The following is a 16248-nucleotide window of genomic DNA, read 5'->3' as shown; positions in this document are numbered from 1 at the left end:
GTCAGGTAAATATCTAAAGTCGTTACAAAATAGGCGCACTTTGGGGTGCGTTGTAAGCAAAGCCCTTAAGGCAACTCTGATTAATTGTTAAACATGCATGCGTATTTATAAACTACGCTCTTTAATTGTTTTCAACATCCCCAATTGTATCTGTGGCAATAATAGATGGCAGTAGCTGGCTTAAAAAACGATTCCATCGCGTTATAGGTGCCGGAGACACATAAACCACGTCGCGGGCTTCAAGAGGGAACTTGTCTGCCAACATAAAGCCCACGGCAGATGTCACGTTTAAATTATAAATAGTCGCTCGGTAAACCAATTGCCCGCTTTCATCTTTGCTTATGCCGGTGTTGCGCAACACATAAACACCACGCCCGTCAGCGCGGTTCTCGTCAATACCGTTAGCTTCTGCCAAGGCCTCAGCCAAGCTTGTACCGTTTCTAGACATGCTCAGACTTTGTGGGCGATTAACCTCGCCAAGCACAAAAATTTTACTGGCGTCATTGCGCGGTACATGAATTAAATCGCCGTCTTGTAGCAACATGTTCTCCGCCCAGCGGCCATCTTCATACAGGGCGCGTAAAGAAATGCGGCTCGCTACGCCATTACGCGTAAGCGTTATCGTATCCCAAGACGCAGAGCCAGTGAGACCGCCAAGACGTTCAATTGCATCAACGAGCGTTAACGGAGTAGAAGAGATAGGCACAATACCCGGTTGAGAAATAGAGCCGGTTACGTATACCTTCTGGCTATTAAAAGACGCAATCCGCACATCGATCTGTGGCTTTTTAATAACAGCACTCAAGCGATTTTCTAGCAACTCTTTAATTTCAGAGGTTGTTAGCCCAGCCACAGCAAAATTTCCGGCGTATGGGTAGAACACCGTGCCGTCAGCTTTTACCTCATTACCGCCTTCTGCGGCTGTTCTAAATGAGCCGGCGGGAATAGTCAGCTCTGGGTGCTCCCAAACCGTAATTGTTAACACATCGCCAGGGCCAACCCGATACTCGTAACTGCTAAGCGCCTGTTGCAATTCTAAATTAGGGGACGCACTTTGCGGTACAGGCGTATTTAAGTGGCTCAATACAGTCGCATTAATAGGGATATAGCTAGCGTCGATAATGGCGGATGCATAGGCTTCTGGGGTGTCGTCAATCCAGCGCGACTTCAAAGAGCTCATATGACTACCGGGCACCACTGTACAGGCCGAAATGCCCGCAATCAGAACGGCGAAAGCCATTACTTTAAAAATATTCATGCAGAAAAGTCCATTGCTGCGGTGTTTGGGTACCTTATATTGTATGTGTAATCCTAAGGTGTTAATCAATAGTGCTATGAAGGGCTAAATACACGTAAGGCGAATAAGGCCGGCTATGCAAACTTGATATCCTTGCTATTGCATACTCCCCTATCCTTTAGGGTATTTAGAATGACTAGCGTTAGCCCAATAGACACAAAGACGCAATCATATCGACCTTGCTTGCTCTACACCAGAGCTCTTTTTGTGGGCAACATAAGCGCCAGCATCGCCAAGTACACCATAAAATATCGCCAGCTTGAAAAGCACAAAACGTAGACAGCGTAAATGACAGAAAGTCTGCCAGTGCCTTCTACAAACAATAAGCATCGACCTTAAGGTAAAAATAGTGCCTTAAGTAGATGTGGGCGTTACTCACCAGATATTTGGTCACAGCGGAGTGTGGCGCAAGGACGATGCGTCACAATGACGTAGGTGTGGTAATTTAAGTTCGGCACTCAGCATATATGCCTAATGCCGCACAAGCAGAACCACTTAATAGTTACTCGACGCTGGTCGACTCATAAGTTGTGCGCTATTAATAACACTCCAATCTAAGACACACAGGAACAAAGCCACACATCGACGGACTAATAAGCTCAAGGTAGACATAAAGTCGGTCATCAGAAAAATAGAAATACATACAGTTACGAGACGGTAAAAGGCTTGGCCTGTTGAATGGCTGGATTTAGCGCGAATAGCACATTTTCACATGACCCCGACCTTGGAATCTGCACATAATTGGCGCAAAATCGCCCCAGTGCCAACGGGCTCGACGACAGCGTAACACTAACATTAGCCATTAAGCCGTAAAGGGCTGCTCCAAGGATTGAGATTAGGCGGTTTTTACGGTGGTTGCCGCAGTATGTATAGGTAGCAACGTAAATAGGGGCAGGCTCAAAGGGATAGCCTGTTACCAGAACATTCAACGTATAATGACTAATGCGAGGGAGCTGCGGTGAGCGCCGAGCGGTTCAATCTGAATAAGACCATACAGCCCAGCGGCTTTATCAAGCAACACCACTCCATACTTGCGGGTATGCATCAACTTACAGATATAATTCTTATCTGGGGTCTATTAGCACTATCAGTCCACTTAGCGGGCAGCGGCTGGGAAGTGTGTTATCAAATTGCTGCCTTCCTCAGCTCACTGAGCTACCACGTACTTGCTTATAAAAATGGCCTGTATTTTTCCTGGCGCGGCCAGTCGCTATTCCAAGAAGTAAAAACCGTATTCCTCACATGGCTACTTGTGCTGGGAGCGTTACTAACCGTCGTATTTTTATTTGAACTAAACGAATCTTACGGTGGCGGCGTTATGGTAGCGTGGTCAATAGCAGTACCCACGACCATCAGTTTTTACCGTATATCGGCAAGAATCATCCTCAGAGAAATACGAAGAACCGGCATAAATACCCGTAAAATTGTCATTGTTGGTGCAAAAGAGCCAGGTATTACCCTAGCGGCAAGCATTTTACAAAGCCGATGGATGGGCATGGATATCGCCGGCTTTTATGATGATCGAATCACCCCTGGCAGCAAACCGCTAAACGGCGAAAACCTGCAAGTCCTAGGCAATATAGAACTCTTAAAAGCACAAGCACGAAAAGGCGATATAGATGACGTCTACATTGCCCTGCCAATGCAAGAAGAAGACACCATCAAAGAGCTTGTAGAGTATCTCGCCAGTAGTACCTGCAGTGTGCACATAGTGCCCGATCTATTCACCTATAAGATGATGAATGTGCGTAGCCATCAAATTGACGGCTTGCCAGTAGTTAGCATATCTACATCGCCATTCGGCTCCTTCGACGCCATCGTTAAACGTACAGAAGATATAGTGCTGAGTGCTCTTATTCTATGCGTCGTCGCAGTGCCTATGTTATTCATAGCGGCAGCGGTTAAGTTAACATCTAAAGGCCCCGTTATTTTTAAGCAGCGTCGCTACGGCATTAACGGCGAAGAAATCATGGTCTGGAAATTCCGCTCCATGACCACCTGCGACAACGGCGACGTCATTGTGCAGGCAACAAAGAACGATATACGTGTAACCAAGCTAGGTGTGCTTCTTCGTAAAACCTCCCTTGATGAGCTTCCCCAGTTTATCAATGTACTGCATGGCACAATGAGCATTGTTGGCCCGCGCCCCCATGCAGTAGCACATAACGAACTTTATCGTGACAAAATAGACGGTTACATGCAGCGCCACGTAGTTAAGCCGGGCATTACTGGCTGGGCCCAAGTGAATGGTTGGCGGGGAGAGACCGATACCTTAGAAAAAATGGAAAAGCGTGTTGAGTTTGATTTGTTTTATATTCGGAATTGGTCTGTTTGGATGGATTTAAAAATTGTCTTTATAACTGTTTTGAAGGGGTTTCTTGGTTCAGCTGCTTATTAGTGTTCCTGCTAGGTTGGGCTAGGCTTCTTTCTTTATTGTGCGTTTTTGGCCCTGCTATTTTCTAGTGGAAGTCGTTTTAGTCATTAGATGTCTACGTCTTTCGCGCGCCATGGTGCTGCCGCTTTGGGGGTTAAGGTTTTCTATTTCTTGAAGGTGTGCTTGGCGCGAGTTTGAACGGAGCCATTCCCTGAATTCGGTATACTTTAAATTCTAGCTTCTATTCATGATAGTTTGAACCTTTTTAGGGTTTATAACACTCCACTTTGCGCATAGCATCTGTAGGTCATCGTTTTTAAATTGTTTAGAAAGATTTGCTATTTCATGATTTCGTGGTGAGGAGGCTTTTTGAATTGCTTTCTCCGCGAGGCAAATTGGTTTTGCTTGCGTTGATATGGGTGGAGGTAGCTTGTTGATTGATAAAGTGAGCTTTAGGGAATGAGTATATGAGCAGTCGCGAGAAGAGTCTGATTAAAAACAGCTTAATATTAGCGGTAGGTAACGTTGGATCACGAATTATAAAATTTTTCTTACTCCCTTTATATGCAATATTTTTGTCTCCGCAGGATTTAGGTATATACGACCTTGTTTTTACGCTTGTTTTGTTGTTGGAGCCATTAGTTACGCTAAAAATTGTAGACGCAATATATCGGAATTTGATTGCTTATAAAGGCGGAGAGGTGGTGTGGACTGGTGCGCTATTTTCACTGCTCTCTGTGTTTGTTGTGGTTGTGCTTTTTTTAGTATTTTTCCCCACCGAGCTATTTTCATACAAGCTGGAAGCTTCGATATTCTTAATTTCAAAAGTTTTTCATACTTATTTTTCGGAGGTTGTTCGGGGCTATCGTAAGAATGGCCAGTATGCTGTGGGGGGGGTGGCTTTGGCCCTGTTAGTGTTGTCATTTAGTTTGGTTTCGTTATATTCAGCTCCTGAAAAAGTTTCGGGATTGTTGTTGGCTACGGCGGCGGCTCATTTTTGCGTTGGTGCTTATTTTCTCCGGAGTTCAGGATGTTTGGCTACGAAGCCTGTATTCCAAGTCGGGTTGCTAAGGCCTCTACTCATTTTTTCAGCCCCACTTGTTCCTTCAGCTATGAATTGGTGGGCTATTCTTTTGGCGAGTAGAGTGTTTGTCTCTGCCGAATTAGGGTTGGATCAGAGTGCTATTGTTGCGATCGCAATGACCTTCCCTACGATAGTGGTAGTGCTTGGGCAAGTTTTCTTTCTTGCTTGGCAGGAGTCCTCATTTTTAAATATGAATGTCTCGGATCGGGATCAATATTTTTCTAAAGTGTACAATAATTATATTAATTTTCAGCTGCTGCTTTGCGTAATTTGTTTCTGTGCTTCAGCTGTTTTATACCAGTTTTTTTACTCGCATGAGTACTTTAACTCCTGGCGGCTTAGTTACCTGTTTTTCTGGGGGGCTATTTTTAACAATTTATCGACATTTCTTTCTGTTGGGTATACTGGTAACTTTACAACGACGGGCGCATCATTCACTGCAGTAATTGGTACTTTTATCAGTGTTATGTCTACATGGTTGACTGTTCCTTACTGTGGGATATGGGCGGCGCCTATAGGATTTTTTTTAGGCTTACTTAGTTTATGGCTTATACGAAGTTTGCATACACGAAAATACTTTCGAGTGAAGATTAATTTAAGATCTATTGGGCCAGCAGTGGCTTCTTTTGCAATATTAAGTTTGCTTTTGTTAGTAAATAATATTTTGACAGGCATTCTCGTATCGAGTGTGGCGCTAATTCTAGCTTTTTGGGCGAACGCGCCCCTTTTGAAAAGTGCTGTAGGTGAGCTACGCCAACGGATTAATTTTCGTCAAAATTAAGGGTAGATTTGACATCCAAAAGATGGCGATGAAAAACTATTTTTTATCAAAAAAGATTGTTTTTAGATTCGTTGTTTTGGGGTTTGTTTAGAGGTCGAGGTCGTTCGGTCAGCTATTTTTGGCGGTAGATGATCAATGTCGTGAGAAGCATAGTGCTGTTTCATGCGCCATTTGAGCTGTGAAAGAGTTTGATACTTAAGGAAATGTCGATGAAAGCTGCAATTTTCGCCTACGCATTTGATCTGGACCGCGTTCAATTCTTTGAGCGCTTCCGAGATGCATTGGCGGCGTGTGGCCTTGAGCTCGTTCTTATCAGTAATCGCCCAGCTCTTGCGCGGCAGTACCCTTTGTTGCGCTGTTTATCTCGCCCAGTGCGGGCGTTTGCGCTCGGTGACGACCTCTTAATTAAAGATAGCTTGGAGTATCGCGTCGGAAATCGTGATATTCGTTCCGCTCGCCGCTTGGTGTGTGCTCTGGATGACTGTCTTGACGGGTTGCGGCGTGAGTATTCTTGCCAAGCCGTATTTATCTGGAACGGCAGCGCTCTTCCCGAGCGAGTCATGACTCGGTTTGCGAGACAGCAGGATATAGGCACGGTCTATTTTGAAAATTCCAATTTTCCCGGACGAATGATTATTGATGGGGAAGGGGTAAACGCGCAGTGTTCTATTGCGCGTAACCCCAGTGCATTACGAAATTACCCTTCGCCGCTTACTTCAGATGAGTTTGAGCAATGGAAGCAGGGGTATATTGTCAGTCAGCGACAGTCCCATAAAGTGCATCAAGCCAAAGGTGTTCGACAAATTAATTGGTCCTTTCTTTATGACGCTTTTATGCAAGTCGTCAATGGCGTGCCAAAGTATGAAATGTATCCGTTGCTGACGAAAGCTGTCCGCAAGCTTGATGCTTTACTTTATCGTCCTCAGAATCATGTTCTCGAATCTCTGCCTGAACGTTTTGTCTTCCTCCCTTTGCAGGTGCAGAGCGATAGCCAGTTAATCTTTAATAGCGAAATTGGTAACGAAGAGGCGATTGCGCATATCGCTGGGAGCTTGGAGCCGGGGCAGGTTCTGGTGGTGAAGCAGCACCCCGCTGAGCCGAACAAGCGGGCGCAACGGCGCTACAGTGAAGTGATCGCTAAATTTGATGCGCTTGAGATCAGCAATAACACCTTTGAGCTAATGTTGGCGGCAGAAAAAGTGTACACCATCAACTCAACGGCGGGATTGCAAGCCAAGTTAATGGGTAAACCGGTTGAGTGTCTTGGAAGGGCTGTCTTTGCAGGCATGAATGATGAGGAGCTTAATTGTTATATTCACGGCTTCCTCTCGCATGTCGAGTTTTTTGATTCGGTCAGCGATTTGGCTGAGCGGGATGTTAATAGCGTTCTTTCTAGGAAGATAACACTAAAAAATTAATGGTCATGTCATGCTATCTTTAAAAAGAAAAAAATCAGTAAGCTCAGATTGTTCAGTTGCGGGCTGCTTTTGGCTTGTTATTTTTTGCTTTGTTGGTGGTGGGCTTTATTATTTAGTTATCCCTGTGGCGGCGGCAAGGTTTTATATAAGCAGTGGGTACCCACTCTACTCGGACGTACAGTCGCTTCTTCTTTCGGTCGACTGGGTATTATACTGGCAATTAGTAATAGGGTTTTTTTTTGCTTTTCTTGTTGGTGTTTTATTGTCTATAAAATTTCCCCTGCTTGCGCGTCGAGAAAAATATAATTCTTGGCAAAATATTCACCCGTTATTTTTCGTATTGCTATTTTTGATTCAGTTGTATTGTTATTTCTTAATAAGGGGGCAGCTGTTTACGGGATATATGCTGAGTAATTGGAATGAACAATATTCGGTAAAGGCTTTTTTGTCGGGGTTGAACATTACTCTGGCAACTATGTTGATATTTAATCACAACGGTGGCCGGAAGTTGTTGCTTGTTGAGTGGATCCCTATGGTCGTTAATTCCGTAGTGTTGTTGGGATTAGGGGGAAGAATGTATGTTTTGTGTGGTTTTTTGGCGCTACTAATCTATTTTAGAATTTTTAATCACATAAGTTTAAGAAAGATTTTTCTTGCTGGCTTCTCTGCGGTTTTTTTGATGCTAATAGTTGGGGTTTTAAGGTCGGGAGCGACTGTTTCTACTGAGAAAATAGTTTATATATTTATCGGGGAGCCGGTTTTGAATTGGATTGGTGGTGCAAATTTTCTTGTGACAAATGCTATTCATGCGTTTGAAGCTCCGAGCAGGATGCTGTCTTCTTTGGTTGGTTTTGTGCCGACAATAATTTGGCCTGGTAAAGCTGAGTACCTTAGTTCAATTGGTAGTGATTTTATTATTGAGAGTCCAGCTGGTGGCACTCATGTTTTGATAAGTTTATTGTCGAATTTTGGTGTAGTTGGATCGATGCTTTCTGTTGTCGTTCTTGGTTTTTTCTCTGGATTGTTGGCAAAGATCGGTGCCCGTCGAAGGGTTTATATACCGTTTTTTGCTATGCATTGTGCGTTATTGTCATTCATGTTTTTTCGAGATACTTCTTTGATTCATCAAAAGTCTTTGCTGATAAATGCATTTTTGATCCCTTATTCCTTAGCATTGTTATCTGCTTTTTTTCCTAAGAAGCACCACCTCAAACTAGATGGCGAGCAGTGTTGATGAAAGTAATTCTCAACCTTTCCATGCTTGGTGATAAGCCAACTGGTCTTGGCGTTTATTCATTAAATTGTGCAGAGATTGCCAATAGGTTTAAAGTCAGCGTTATTGGCAGGGCACCCGCGAATGTTGAAGTTGATGCCGTTATTCAGTCCCCGGAATCTATTGGGATTGGCGGTGGTAAGTTGGCGGCGATCAAGCGTCAGCTCTGGATGAGAAAATTAACGTTTGATCGTGAGGCTTTGGTCTATTCTCCAACTCACCACGGCTTGCCAGGCCAGGAAAACCAAATTATTACCATTCACGATATGATCTGCTTGCGGTTTCCTATGCAGCATCTGCCCCAGTATATTTTTTTCAGGTATTTAATGCCTCGCCTGCTTAAGAAGTGTCGGGCGGTTTTCACCGTTTCAGAAACCTCTCGCAGGGATATTCTTCGTGTCTATCGCTTTCCTCCTGAAAAAGTTTATGTCGTGCCGAATGCGGTAGATGTTAGCCGGTTTGTGCCTGGGCGTGTAGATACGCAATCGCCGTATCTGTTGATGGTGGGCGCTCGTTACAGCCATAAAAATGTCGATGAGGTATTGCAAATGGCCGCCTTGTGGAAGGATAAGTATCGTTTGGTGGTTACTTCCTGCAGTGGTAAATATCGTCAGGCGCTAGAAAAAATTATCGGTCAACTTGGTATTAGCGATCGTGTTGAATTTCGTAACTACGTTTCTGATGCGCAGTTGTTGCAACTTTACCAGGGGTGTAAAGCATTGGTGTACCCGTCGAAATGGGAGGGCTTCGGCATTCCGCCCCTTGAGGCATTGGCTTGCAGTCGGCCTGTTATTGCTTCAGATATTGAAATTCACCGCGAAGTACTTGGTGATGCTGCGTTGTTTGTTAAGTTGAATGATGAATCTAGTTGGCGCGAGGTTTTTAGCGCAATAGAAGACGAATCTACTCTTAATAAAACCGTGTCTAATGGTAAGAAACGGCTTGCACATTATACGCAGAAAAATTCACTTAAGGCGCTCGAAGCTAGTTTGTTGGCTGTAGAAAAAGGATTGGAGCGGACGTGAACGATATACTGGTACTGCTGGCTACATACAACGGAAGGCCGTGGCTGGAGGAGCAAGTAAACAGTGTTCTTGCTCAGCAAGGCGTTACCCTTCGATTGTTGATTGGTGATGATTGCTCTACGGATGGGTCAATAATTGATTTGAAAGCTATGGTAAAGGATGATCGAGTACAGATTAAAAAATTTGACTCGTCCTCAGGCGGTGCAGGACAAAATTTCATACGTATTCTCAGTTATGCCGATTTAGATCTTTTTGATTACGTAGCTTTTTCTGATCAGGACGATTACTGGAGCCCGGATAAACTTTCGAGGGCAATTGGCAGGCTTAAATCTCTCAACGGCGATGGCTATTCTTCGGCAGTGACTGCCTTTTGGCCTGATGGTAAAGAGCAGTTACTTAGCCAGAGCATGAGTGAAACGGATATTGACTTTCTTTTTGAAGGCGCGGGACAAGGGTGTACTTTTGTATTGCGAGGCGATTTTGCCAGAGAGATACAGTTTTTCATTAGAGAGCACTCTGCTGGGCTCGCTGGAATTCATTACCATGATTGGCTAGTTTACGCTTTATCAAGAGTAATGGGTAAAAAATGGCTATTTGATCCCACGCCTACAATGCGTTATCGACAACATAGTGGAAATGATACTGGTGCGCGCGCCGCACTAGTAGGTATTCGAAAGCGTATGAATTTGATAAGAAATGGCTGGTACGCTGACCAAGTTCAGCAGGTCATAGCTGTCGTTTCCGTACTTAAAGAAAGCAAAAAAGTCTTTCCTGAAGACTTTTTATTAGTGTGGAATTTGCCTGATGGTATCTTCCGGCGATTCCATTTGGCTATGATTTTACTTAAGCGTGGGCGCCGCCGTCGAACTGACCGGGTGGTACTGGCAATTTCTTCGATATTAGGATGGCTATAAACTAGTCTGGGGTTTTTTATGTCTTGTGCAGTTATTTTTGGCGGGTCCGGCTTTATTGGATGCTTCTTCGCTGATTACGTCTTGAGCAAAAAATTGTTTACTAAAGTTTATTTGTACGACGTGGACTCTTGCGAGGAGAAGTCCTTTTCCTTTCGCTGTCAACTACTTGAAGAACACGGAGAACTTATCGAATTTGTGCGTGGCGACGTGTGCGAAGCTATTGTATGGAAGCCTGTTGAACCTGTGAGTTTTATAGCTAATTTTGCGGCGGTTCATCGTGAGCCTGGCCACGAAGACTGGGAATACTTTAAAACGAACTTACTTGGAGCAGAGAATGTAACTGCTTGGGCGGAGAAGGTTGAGTGTAATCGAATTGCTTTCACTTCATCGATTTCGCCCTATGGTATAAGTGAAAGCGTTAAGGATGAGGCTACTTTACCTGTGCCCGTAACTTCATACGGCTCATCGAAGCTAGTTGCTGAAAAGATACATGAATCTTGGCAGGCGCGGGATGCTGAGATCCGTACCCTAGTGATTGCTAGGCCTGGAGTAGTGTTTGGCCCTGGCGAAGGGGGAAACGTCACTCGTTTGGTGAGTGCGGTATGTAAAGGTTACTTTTTCTATATGGCTAATCGTGGCACACGCAAAGCAGGTATTTATGTAAAAGAGCTTTGTAATGCGATTTGGTGGATGCATAAGTTACAGATGGAACAGGGAAAAGGGGTTGTATTGTTTAATGGGTCCATGAATCCCGGACCTTCTATTTCCGAGTATGTTGTTGCGGTGTGTAAGGTTGCAAAAGTTAAGCGATTCGTGCCGAGTATGCCGTTTTTCTTGTTGCTGGCAGCGGCCTATTGCATTGATCTAGTCGCTAGGCCGCTGGGGATTAGTCATCCATTCAGCCCTGTACGCATACGTAAATTAGTTCGTTCAAATAATATCTTGCCTAGTGTTTTGGTAAATAGCGGATATGAGTATTTGTTTACACTAGAAACCGCTATGCAAGATTGGAAGCGCGATTGCCTAGAAGATTGGAATTAATGTTGTGTATTACCAAAACCTGATTTCTACGTTTGTGACGCTTGGTAAGGGATCGCATGCGGTAGTGTTGATAACAGGAATCCTAGCGATCATTTTAACTTAGTATTTAACCATGCAATTTAGTATCGTTGGCGCTGCAACGGGTACGGCTGTAGCATTCGCTGTGCAAAGTTTACTGACAGCATATTTTGTTAGAAAGCGCTTGGGTATTAATACTTTGGCAGTTTGGCGATAGAGTAAAAGAAGGTCTGACGCAGGGTGTCGGAAGTCGGACGCAAGGCATTCGCTGCGCTTTAAGTGGGCTGCTTTTGCTTACGACCTCAGGCTGTTTTAATTATTTTTGCAAAGGAATCGCAGTATGCGTGCAGTAATTATGGCTGGCGGCAGTGGCAGCCGTTTATGGCCGTCTAGCCGCGGTTTATTCCCCAAGCAGTTTTTATCTATTGCTGGCGACAGCACCATGTTGCAAGCCACTCTCGCTCGGGTTGAGGGTTTAAGCACTAGCACGTCGGTTATTTGCAATGAAGAGCATCGTTTTGTGGTGGCGCAGCAGGCTCAGGAGTTCGGTGCAGCATTAACGTCTATTATTTTAGAACCCGTTGGCCGTAATACCGCGCCGGCTATTGCCCTTGCTGCTTTTGATGCGCTGGATTCTTCTGATGGTGCTGCGCCATTGCTGTTGGTGATGGCGGCGGATCATGTGATTGACGATGTGGCGGCATTTCATACTGCGGTCGAGGTCGCAAAGGCGCAAGCTGAAGCGGGTAAGGTGGTCACCTTTGGGATTGTACCCGAGTCTGCCCACACCGGTTATGGTTATATTCAGCGCGGCGCTGAGAGTGGTAATGGCGCTTATGCGGTGTCTCGGTTTGTAGAAAAGCCCGGCGCAGACACGGCGCAATCTTATTTAAATGACGGGGGCTATTATTGGAATAGCGGTATGTTTTTAGTGGCGGCTGATGTGTATTTGGCAGAGCTAAAAGCCTTTCGCCCTGATATTTATGACGCTTGTGAGAAAGCCTATTTGGGTAAAAGCCGCGATGTCGATTTTTTACGGATTGACGCCGAGGCGTTTAAGGCTTGCCCAGATGAATCTATTGATTACGCGGTAATGGAAAAAACCGATAAGGCCGTGGTGGTGCCGTTGTCTGCAGGTTGGAGTGATGTGGGTGCGTGGTCTTCTTTGTGGGAGATTGGCGATCAAGATGCATCTGGCAATGTCAGCAGCGGTGATGTGCTGAGTCATAATACGTCTAACTCTTATATCCGCGCTGAACACCGTTTGGTGGCGACGGTGGGTTTAGATAATGTTGTGGTTGTTGAAACCAATGATGCGGTGTTGGTGGCGGCAAAAGATCAGGTTCAAGATGTTAAAAAAATTGTTGAGTCATTAAAAGCGCAAGACCGTAGCGAGGTGAGTCAGCACCGTCACGTTTATCGGCCTTGGGGTGTTTATGATTCTATTGATAATGGCGAGCGGTATCAGGTTAAGCGTATTACCGTAAAGCCGGGTGCTAAATTGTCGGTGCAAATGCATCATCACCGCGCTGAACATTGGATAGTGGTGTCGGGTATTGCCAAAGTCACGAATGGCGATAAAGAATTAATGCTGACGGAAAACCAGTCCACCTATATTCCCGTTGGCGTCGTTCACGCCTTAGAAAACCCCGGTAAAATACCTTTGGAATTGATTGAGGTTCAGTCAGGCTCATACCTAGGCGAAGACGACATAGTGCGTTTTGAAGATCGGTATGGGCGGGTTCCCAAGGGGTGAGGGTCGAATTCGATCGGCCTCAGGCGCGGCCTCCTACAGGTTCACCGAATTGGTAGGAGCGGGCCAGCCCAGGCTGCCTTCTCTTGCTACGCAATTCACCTTGGCCGACCGCGATGGGTTTTGGGTTGGATGGTGCGTAATTCCATCGGCCTCGGCGCGGCCTCCTACAGAAATCATCGTATCACCCCACGTGTAGGAGCGGGCGCCGACCGCGATGGGTTTTGGGTGGATTGGAGCGTAATTCAATCGGCCTCAGGCGCGGCCTCCTACAAAAATCATCGTATCACCAGGTGTGGGAGCGGGCGCCGACCGCGATGGGGTTTGGGGTGGATTGGAGCGTAATTCATCGGCCTCGGCCAAGGTGAATTGCGGCTTCATCGCAAGAGAAGGTGGCCTGGGCCAGCGGCCTCCTACAAAATTCACCTTGGCCGCCCGCGATGATACTCATGAAAGCATCTGAATTAATATGCTGTGCCAGTGCTCCAGCTCGATTTTGCCCATTTTATTTTTAAGCCTCCTGGCGTCTACCGTACGAACCTGGTCTAGTAAAATACGGCTTTGCTTTCCATTGAAGACAAGTTCGGGTCTACATCCTAAAGGCTGACCCTTAGTGGTAATGGGGGCGATGATGACGCGGGGTAAAACGGCGTTCATATCATCAGGGGAGATAATCAGGCAAGGTCGTGTCTTTCGAATTTCACTGCCGACTGTCGGATCTAATTCCACCCAATAAACTTCACCACGCTTCACCATTCCCAGTCTTTCTGCTCAGAATCCAGTTCTTGCAAATCAGACAAAGGTTCAACGTCTTTAGCGGGAGCATAACCCTCAAACCAACCTTGTCTTAGCGGGGTAACGGGTTTTAAAAGTAATACTCCGTCTTCTAAAATCAGCTCCACCTCGTTTTCGATTTGAAGCTGCTCCAAAAAAGCGGATGGAATGATGAGCCCTCTCGAATTACCAATTTTTCTCAGCGTGGTTAGCATCTTTTCGCCCCATTTTTGTGACAACATTGTTATAACATTGTAGATCTGGTTTGAAAGTAATGCAATGCCCCCTCAAGCAGGCAAGGAGCGGGCAGGCCCAGCTTGCCCTTTCTTACTACGCAATTCACCTTGGCTGACCGCGATGGGGTTTGGGTTGGATTGGAGCGTAATTCGATCGGCCTCAGAGCGGCCTCCTACAGAAATCATCGTACCACCACGTGTGGAGCGGGCGCCGACCGCGATGGGGTTTAGGGTGGATTGGAGCGTAATTCCATCGGCCTCAGAGCGGCCTCCTACAGAAATCATCGTACCACCACGTGTAGGAGCGGGCGCCGACCGCGATGGGTTTTGTGGTGGATTGGTGCGTAATTCCATCGGCCTCAGAGCGGCCTCCTACAGGATCACCCCATTGTGTTGTGATGTGATACAAAACCACCGAATTGGAGCGGGCCAGCCCAGGCTGCCCTCTCTTGCTACGCAATTCACCTTGGCCGACCGCGATGGTTTTGGGTTGGATTGGTGTGTAATTCATCGGCCTCGGCCAAGGTGAATTGCGGGTTCATCGCAAGAGAAGGTGGCCTGGGCCAGCGGCCTCCTACAAAGCATATCGGTCATTAAGCGAATTATCGTTCGACATAATAAGCGAATAATGGTACAACACAATAAGCGAGCAATAGGTGCGCGCGATAAGCGAGAAGAGCCACTATGGCAACCCCTTCCGAAAAGCTGGCTGATGCATTAGATGCCCTTTACGGCCTTCAGGCAAATGGTTCAGTTGCCATACGTTCTGCCGATCTCTCGCGTACTCACCGCGAGCGCCTCGTTCAAAATGGCTTTCTTGAGGAGGTTATTAAGGGCTGGTATGTGCCTGCACGCCCTGATGAAACGCGCGGGGAGAGCACGGCTTGGTATGCGTCCTTTTGGCAATTTTGTGCAGCTTATCTTAATTATTTAAAAGGCGACGATTGGTGCTTGTCACCTGAGCAATCTATCGCGCTTCATACCGAGAATATGGTTGTACCCAAGCAGTTATTAGTTCGAGCCACTAAGGCACGGAATAATGTAACCGAATTACCTCACGGCACGTCATTACTAGATATTCGCGCTGCGCTCCCTGAGCTCGCTCAGGTGACGACCAAAAACGGTCTGCGCATGTATAGCCTTCCCGCTGCTTTGATTGCCTGTAGTAAGCAAAGCTTTACTCAGAACTCAACCGATATGCGCGCAGCATTATCCATGATCAGTGATGCATCTGAAGTTTTGGGGCAATTGCTAGAGGGAGGACATAGTTCGATTGCAGGTCGTTTAGCGGGTGCCTTTAGAAATATTGGTCGTACTCAAATTGCCGACGATATTTTGGGCACAATGCGTGCGGCTGGGTATGACTTGCGAGAATCAGATCCGTTTGAATCTCAATCTAGCCTACGCTTCTCGCGGCGCGAGCAATCTCCATCTGTGAATCGTATTCGGCTTATGTGGCAGGATATGAGAGAAACCGTGATAGCGCACTTTCCTGCATCTCCCTCACTAACCGTTGATAAAACCGCATACATGAAGCACGTTGAAGATGTGTATGTAACAGACGCCTATCACTCGCTCTCTATTGAGGGCTATCGCGTCACGCCAGAGTTGATCAACCGCGTTCGCGCTGGAGACTGGAACCCAACACAAAATGCCGACGATAAAGAGCGGCTAAATGCTTTGGCCGCCCGAGGCTATTGGCAAGCTTATCAAGCCGTGCGTAAAAGCATAGAGCAAATACTCGATGGGCGTAATGCGGGAGAGGTCGTGGATAACGATCATCGCGTATGGTATCGCGAAATGTTTGCACCCGGAGTAGCCGCCGGCATTCACAAGCCCGCTGATCTGGCTGGTTATCGGAATGCTCCCGTTTTTATCCGTCGTTCCATGCACACGCCTCCAAGCCGAGAGGTTGTGCGCGATACAATGCCAGCGTTTTTTGAATTGCTACAAGCCGAAGAAAATGCCGCTGTGCGTGTTGTGCTAGGGCATTTTATATTTGTTTATATTCATCCCTATATGGACGGCAATGGCCGCACGGGGCGTTTTTTAATGAACGCAATGCTTGCCAGTGGCGGTTACCCTTGGACGATTGTGCCGCTAGAAAAGCGCAACGATTACATGGCTGCACTTGAAGAGGCCAGCACAAACCAAAACATAGAGCCTTTCACGAAATTTTTGGGGTTACTTGTTCAAGCTGCCTTGGAAGGTAAGGCAGAGCCTTCAATTCCGAGCGTGTAGAAGCGGCGCCGACCGCGAT

The 16248-nt window shown here is 46.2% G+C and carries 13 protein-coding genes; 9 read left to right on the top strand and 4 right to left on the bottom strand.

Annotated elements, in window-relative coordinates; all coding sequences use genetic code 11:
* Positions 1-121: 121 nt before the first annotated feature.
* The gene (locus GVJ32_RS16590) at positions 122-1258 is read right to left on the bottom strand and encodes a polysaccharide export protein (RefSeq protein ID WP_159241196.1); all 1137 of its coding nucleotides are present in this window, start codon (positions 1256-1258) and stop codon (positions 122-124) included.
* 997 nt (positions 1259-2255) lie between these two features.
* Between GVJ32_RS16590 and GVJ32_RS16585 the strand changes: the two genes are divergently transcribed.
* The 8 genes from GVJ32_RS16585 (at position 2256) to GVJ32_RS16550 (ending at position 12981) form a co-directional block, all read left to right on the top strand.
* Positions 2256-3695, top strand: coding sequence for an undecaprenyl-phosphate glucose phosphotransferase (locus tag GVJ32_RS16585; protein WP_159241195.1), 1440 nt, complete (start codon positions 2256-2258; stop codon positions 3693-3695).
* 443 nt (positions 3696-4138) lie between these two features.
* The gene (locus GVJ32_RS16580; RefSeq protein WP_159241194.1) at positions 4139-5536 is read left to right on the top strand and encodes a lipopolysaccharide biosynthesis protein; all 1398 of its coding nucleotides are present in this window, start codon (positions 4139-4141) and stop codon (positions 5534-5536) included.
* Between the two features lie 209 nt (positions 5537-5745).
* On the top strand, positions 5746-6954 hold the full coding sequence (locus GVJ32_RS16575; RefSeq protein WP_159241193.1) for a capsular polysaccharide export protein, LipB/KpsS family: 1209 nt from the start codon (positions 5746-5748) through the stop codon (positions 6952-6954).
* A 10-nt stretch (positions 6955-6964) separates the two neighbouring features.
* Entirely contained in the window at positions 6965-8188 is a 1224-nt protein-coding gene (locus GVJ32_RS16570; RefSeq protein WP_159241192.1) for a hypothetical protein, read from the top strand.
* Complete coding sequence (locus GVJ32_RS16565; protein WP_159241191.1) at positions 8188-9252, top strand: glycosyltransferase family 4 protein; 1065 nt, start codon at positions 8188-8190, stop codon at positions 9250-9252. The genes GVJ32_RS16570 and GVJ32_RS16565 overlap by 1 nt, the downstream gene beginning before the upstream one ends.
* Positions 9249-10166: a glycosyltransferase gene (locus tag GVJ32_RS16560; RefSeq protein WP_159241190.1), complete on the top strand. Its 918-nt coding sequence runs from the start codon at positions 9249-9251 to the stop codon at positions 10164-10166. Before GVJ32_RS16565 ends, GVJ32_RS16560 begins: the two co-directional genes overlap by 4 nt.
* A gap of 18 nt (positions 10167-10184) precedes the next feature.
* Entirely contained in the window at positions 10185-11207 is a 1023-nt protein-coding gene (locus GVJ32_RS16555) for an NAD-dependent epimerase/dehydratase family protein (protein WP_159241189.1), read from the top strand.
* A 358-nt stretch (positions 11208-11565) separates the two neighbouring features.
* Entirely contained in the window at positions 11566-12981 is a 1416-nt protein-coding gene (locus GVJ32_RS16550) for a mannose-1-phosphate guanylyltransferase/mannose-6-phosphate isomerase (RefSeq protein WP_159241188.1), read from the top strand.
* 444 nt (positions 12982-13425) lie between these two features.
* On the opposite strand, the gene GVJ32_RS16545 is transcribed toward GVJ32_RS16550, so the two are convergent.
* The 3 genes from GVJ32_RS16545 to GVJ32_RS16535 are packed head-to-tail and all read right to left on the bottom strand — an operon-like array spanning position 13426 to position 14273.
* Positions 13426-13734 (bottom strand): type II toxin-antitoxin system PemK/MazF family toxin, encoded by a 309-nt coding sequence (locus GVJ32_RS16545; RefSeq protein ID WP_159241187.1) that lies wholly within the window; start codon positions 13732-13734, stop codon positions 13426-13428.
* A complete protein-coding gene (locus GVJ32_RS16540; RefSeq protein ID WP_200841457.1) occupies positions 13728-13994 on the bottom strand; it encodes an AbrB/MazE/SpoVT family DNA-binding domain-containing protein in 267 nt (88 codons plus the stop codon). Before GVJ32_RS16540 ends, GVJ32_RS16545 begins: the two co-directional genes overlap by 7 nt.
* A gap of 45 nt (positions 13995-14039) precedes the next feature.
* The gene (locus GVJ32_RS16535; RefSeq protein ID WP_159241186.1) at positions 14040-14273 is read right to left on the bottom strand and encodes a hypothetical protein; all 234 of its coding nucleotides are present in this window, start codon (positions 14271-14273) and stop codon (positions 14040-14042) included.
* A gap of 399 nt (positions 14274-14672) precedes the next feature.
* Here GVJ32_RS16535 and GVJ32_RS16530 point away from each other — a divergent pair, with 399 nt between their 5' ends.
* Complete coding sequence (locus GVJ32_RS16530; protein WP_159241185.1) at positions 14673-16229, top strand: Fic family protein; 1557 nt, start codon at positions 14673-14675, stop codon at positions 16227-16229.
* The last annotated feature ends 19 nt before the right edge of the window (positions 16230-16248 follow it).

Source organism: Zhongshania aliphaticivorans (assembly GCF_902705855.1).
In the GTDB taxonomy this organism is placed as follows: domain Bacteria; phylum Pseudomonadota; class Gammaproteobacteria; order Pseudomonadales; family Spongiibacteraceae; genus Spongiibacter; species Spongiibacter aliphaticivorans_B.
The sequence above is the reverse complement of the archived record's forward strand: the minus strand, read 5'-3'. Positions and strand labels throughout refer to the sequence as shown.